Below are 4,638 nucleotides of genomic sequence, written 5' to 3' on the forward strand. Positions count from 1 at the left end.
TCTATTTTCAGCGCGGCTTCTTGGCTCTATCCTTTATGCAGCAAGCATTATAGGTACGTTGTCACCCGCTAAGGCCTACTGGATACCTGGGAACCACGACAACATCCCAGTTATGGCAGAAATCTTAAATCAGTCGCCCCTTTCCCCAGAAAAATCATGGATGCTAGGAAACTGGCAATTTCTATTACTTTCGAGTGTGGAAGCCGGATGCGACGGCGGGCGGCTTTCCCCAGAAAGCTTGCATTGGCTCGACTCTCAACTGCAACAAACGGGCGATCGACCTGTTATGATTGCCTTGCACCATCATCCTTTGCCGATCGACTCTGAAATAATGGATGGAATGATGCTGCACAATGCCGATGAATTTTTCGCAATTGTCGATCGATATCCTCAAATTAAAATCGTTCTTTGTGGCCACATTCACCAAGAATTTCAACAACACCGGGGCTCAGTTACCTACTTGGGGACACCCAGCACCTGCATCCAACTTTTACCCAAAAGCCATCCGATTATCCTTGACGAAATCCCGCCGGGATTTAGATTGCTTGAATTGGCGATCGACGGTACTTGGAATACAAAAATTGAGCGAGTTGTCGCACCATCGCCACAAGATTAAATTTTTTCTGTTTGCTTAAAATAATTAGTATCAAACTCACATTCTGTTGTCAATACATCAACAGATAGATTGTTTTGACCAACCCCATCTATTATGATATTTATAGACCATAGATTGCAGGCATAGCTAGAGTGATCAGCAACGAACAAAAAAATAGATATCTAGCAACTTTACAAAATAGGAAAAACTAAATATATGTCTGAAGTCAATGGGGTCATGATGCAGTATTTTCACTGGTACAATTCCGACGACGGCAGCCTGTGGAATCAGCTAGCGGAATCTGCAAAAGATTTAGCAAAAATTGGCGTTACATCTCTTTGGTTGCCACCCGCTTATAAAGGAACCGGCGGCGGTATGGATGTCGGCTATGGCGTCTACGACTTATTCGATTTAGGCGAATTCGACCAAAAAGGGTCGGTACGCACTAAATACGGCACAAAAGATGAGTATTTGCGTGCGATTAAAGCTGCCCAAGATGCAGGAATTCGGATTTATGCCGATGTTGTCTTCAACCACAAATTAGGTGCAGATGGAGAAGAAGAAGCCGAAGCCACACCCTTCAATCCCGACAACCGGAATGACACCGTAGGCGAATATCAAAAAATCAAGGCTTGGACGCATTTTACTTTCCCAGGTCGCGATAAAAAATATTCCAGCATGGAATGGCATTGGTGGCATTTTGACGCCATTGATTACAACGTTTACAACACAGAAACCCATGCCATTTACCTACTGAAAGGTAAAGAATTCGATGGAGGAGTAGACTTAGAAAAAGGTAATTTTGACTACCTCATGGGTTGCGACTTAGATATGGACAACCCAGAAGTCACCGGCGAATTAAAATACTGGGGTGAGTGGTATGTCGATACAACAAACGTTGACGGCTTTCGCTTCGATGCCGTCAAACACGTTAAAGCAGAATTTTTCCAAGAATGGTTGGAACACGTCCGCCACTATGCCCAACGCGACCTATTTGCCGTCGGCGAATATTGGTCTTACGAAGTGGAAGCTTTGCACTACTTCATCCAAGCAACGGAGGGTAAAGTCTCCTTATTTGACGCGCCCCTCCACTACAACTTCTACGCTGCTAGCAAGGCCGGCAATAGCTACGACTTACGAACAATTTTCGATAACACCCTGGTTAAAGACCAACCAACCCTTGCCGTTACTTTGGTTGACAACCACGATTCGCAACCCTTGCAATCCCTAGAATCAGTTGTCGAGGCTTGGTTTAAACCCCTTGCCTACGCTTTAATCCTGCTGCGCCGCGAGGGATATCCGTGCATTTTTTACCCGGATTATTACGGCGCTAACTATAAGGACACAGCAAATGATGGCAATGAATACGAAATTTGGTTAGATAAGCATCAATTTATTCTCGATAAATTCTTGTTCGCGCGCCAAACTTATTCCTACGGCAATCAGTACGATTACTTCGACCACGCCAATACCATTGGCTGGACGCGACTCGGAAATGAAGAACATCCGGGCGGGATGGCTGTGGTACTCAGCAATGGAGGCGATGGCACCAAGTTTATGGAAGTCGGACAGCCAAATCGAACTTATATTGATATCACCGAACACATCCAAGAACCAATCACAACTAATGATGATGGTTGGGCTGATTTTAGGTGTAACGCCGGTTCAGTTTCGGTCTGGGTGCCGCAGCCGTAACAACTGCGTTAAAATTGACGTACTCCTCTGCCTAAAGTAGGGTGTGCAGTGCACACCTTACCGCTATAATTAGTACCTTAAACCACTTTTAACTTTCATGATTTTGATGACGGAAACTTGTTTGTAGTGAGGACTAAAGTCCTGTCTATAGTATTATTTTTATGCTATGCGATCGCCCAACAAAATATTTATATAAAAAAATATGAAACTTTCAGAAAAAGTTGCAGTTATTACCGGCGGTGGGTCGGGAATTGGTCATGCAGCAGCAATTTTAATGGCTAAGGAAGGCGCAAAAGTTGCTATTATCGATCGCATTTTGGAAACGGGGCAAGAAACCGTCCGCCAGTTGGTCAATGAAGGAGGCTGTGGGCTGGCTATTGCCGCAGATGTTGGGGATTCTCAACAAATGCAACAGGCATTTCAAACAATTGTTGACGAATATCAAAGAATTGATATTGTGTTTGCAAATGCTGGTATTAACGGTGTATGGTCGCCGATAGAGGAGATAGAACCCGATGAGTGGGATCGGACAATTAACACTAACCTCAGAGGAACATTTTTGACTGTTAAGTATGCTGTTCCTCATCTGAAAAAACAAGGAGGTTCGATTGTCATTACATCATCAATTAATGGCACCAGAAGTTTCAGGAAAGTTGGTGCCACGGCCTACGCTTGTTCAAAAGCTGCCCAAGTAGCCTTTGCAAAAATGCTGGCGCTAGAACTCGCAGCCTGCCAAATTAGAGTCAATGTGATCTGTCCGGGCGGGGTGCTGACTGCCATTGAGGAAAGCACAGTTAAGCGCCATCTCGATCGCATTCCTGTCGAGCCTGATTCCATTCAAGACATGATTCCTTTGACGGAGAATACGGCCGGTTCTAGCGAAGAAGTCGCCCAATTAGTGTTATTTCTGGTATCACATTCCTCTAGCTTCATCACAGGTACTGAAGTCTGGATTGATGGTGGCGGTTCTTTGATTTAACATCTGATGTGCTCTCTCGACAAATAAGTGACGTAAACGCCTTAAATTTAATAAATATTCCCAATTCTCCAGTGTTTGACAGCAGTTTGCAATGTCTGCGGTAGCCACTTATCGTACTGAGGATAAACAGGCAAACGCTGCACGAGTTGCCATCCCGATGCTGCTAAAATTTCTCTTAAAGTTTGGTGTTGCAGGTGAGGATAATCGGGATTAACTTCATCCCGCGGCCCAATTCCTCCTAAATCTCTAGCACCAGCTTCTAAACAAGCAAGCAATATGTCTGGCTGTGCAACTAAATTTGGGGGAATTTGCAACCTGATTTCAGATGGTAAAATGCTGCGGGCGATCGCAATTACTTCGGGCATTTTTGTAGCATCAAAAACTTCACCGTGACAACTTTGCTGATTTCCCGGACTGTGGGGCTGCAGGATAACTTCTTGAATGTGATTGTAACGCGAATGAATGCGGGCGATCGCTTCTAATGTCTCCACCCAATCGGCCTCACTTTCCCCAATTCCCAGCAGCAAACCAGTTGTGAACGGAATCTTTAATTCCCCAGCCCATTCTAACTGTTGCAGCCGCAGTGCCGGCACTTTACTCGGTGCGTGTTGGTGAACCGTTTGTAACAAATGTGGGGCAAGTTGTTCTAGCATCAGCCCCATCGATACATTTACCTCTTTTAACAGTCCCATCTCCTCAAAGCTGAGCGGCCCCACATTAGTATGCGGCAAAAACCCCAGAGCAAGCGCCAGTTCGCACAAATCGTAAATCCGCTGCAACCAAGCTTTTCGCCGTTGACTGTGAGGATGTACCTCGCCGCTGAGGATGAGAATTTCAATTACACCTTGAGTTTGCAGCAAGTTGAGCTGTTTTTTGGCTTCTGCGAGTGTTAGCCAAGGACTTTGCAGCGGTTCTGCCCGAAAATTGCAATAGGTGCAGCGGTTAAAACACTCGTAAGTGGGAACCAGGGTATAAGCAGGGCTGTAGGTGACGGTGCGCGACATTCCTTGGGATTTTTATCGATCGGACTTGAGCAACAACATATATCTGTTAATGCGAGTTTTGCGGTTGGCGATCGCAACCCTTCATCTATCTTAACACTGACGCAAGTCCGGAATCTCGTTGCCCAGGTAGATTATGAGTATTCTTCATGTGTGGGCGATCGTCCAAAACTTCCGCATTCAGCTTTTAAAATCCTTATACAGCAAACCTTCTGGCTTTTAAAAAGCATAATTTATGACACCTATAAGAAAAACTGTGCTTAGAAGGCCTTTACAAAGTGAAATAAAAGGTTTATGTTTATTTACATGGCGGAACACAAAGCCGTCACGAACATTGAAAACCAAATAAAGCAATCATAAACAAATGA

The 4,638-nt window shown here is 44.8% G+C and carries 4 protein-coding genes; 3 read left to right on the forward strand and 1 reads right to left on the reverse strand.

Going from position 1 to position 4,638, the window contains the following annotated elements:
* The 3 genes from QUA40_RS27580 to QUA40_RS27590 all read left to right on the forward strand — a co-directional run.
* The coding region (locus tag QUA40_RS27580) for a metallophosphoesterase (protein ID WP_333131730.1) at positions 1-616 on the forward strand (616 nt) is incomplete at its 5' end.
* A gap of 195 nt (positions 617-811) precedes the next feature.
* Positions 812-2,290 carry an alpha-amylase gene (locus tag QUA40_RS27585; protein WP_333131732.1) on the forward strand — a complete coding sequence of 493 codons (1,479 nt, stop codon included), beginning with the start codon at positions 812-814 and terminating at the stop codon, positions 2,288-2,290.
* A gap of 202 nt (positions 2,291-2,492) precedes the next feature.
* On the forward strand, positions 2,493-3,269 hold the full coding sequence (locus QUA40_RS27590; RefSeq protein WP_333131734.1) for an SDR family NAD(P)-dependent oxidoreductase: 777 nt from the start codon (positions 2,493-2,495) through the stop codon (positions 3,267-3,269).
* Between the two features lie 47 nt (positions 3,270-3,316).
* Here the strand turns inward: QUA40_RS27590 and cofG are convergent, their stop codons facing one another.
* Positions 3,317-4,273, reverse strand: a complete 957-nt coding sequence (gene cofG / locus QUA40_RS27595) for a 7,8-didemethyl-8-hydroxy-5-deazariboflavin synthase subunit CofG (RefSeq protein ID WP_333131736.1) — start codon at positions 4,271-4,273, stop codon at positions 3,317-3,319.
* Positions 4,274-4,638: the final 365 nt, after the last annotated feature.

It is taken from the genome of Microcoleus sp. Pol11C3 (genome assembly GCF_036701485.1).
Lineage (GTDB): Bacteria > Cyanobacteriota > Cyanobacteriia > Cyanobacteriales > Microcoleaceae > Microcoleus.

Coding starts and splice junctions, on each gene's coding strand:
- QUA40_RS27585 (WP_333131732.1), top strand. CDS start 812: ATGTCTGAAGTCAATGGGGTCATGATGCAGTATTTTCACTGGTACAAT.
- QUA40_RS27590 (WP_333131734.1), top strand. CDS start 2,493: ATGAAACTTTCAGAAAAAGTTGCAGTTATTACCGGCGGTGGGTCGGGA.
- cofG (WP_333131736.1), bottom strand. CDS start 4,273: ATGTCGCGCACCGTCACCTACAGCCCTGCTTATACCCTGGTTCCCACT.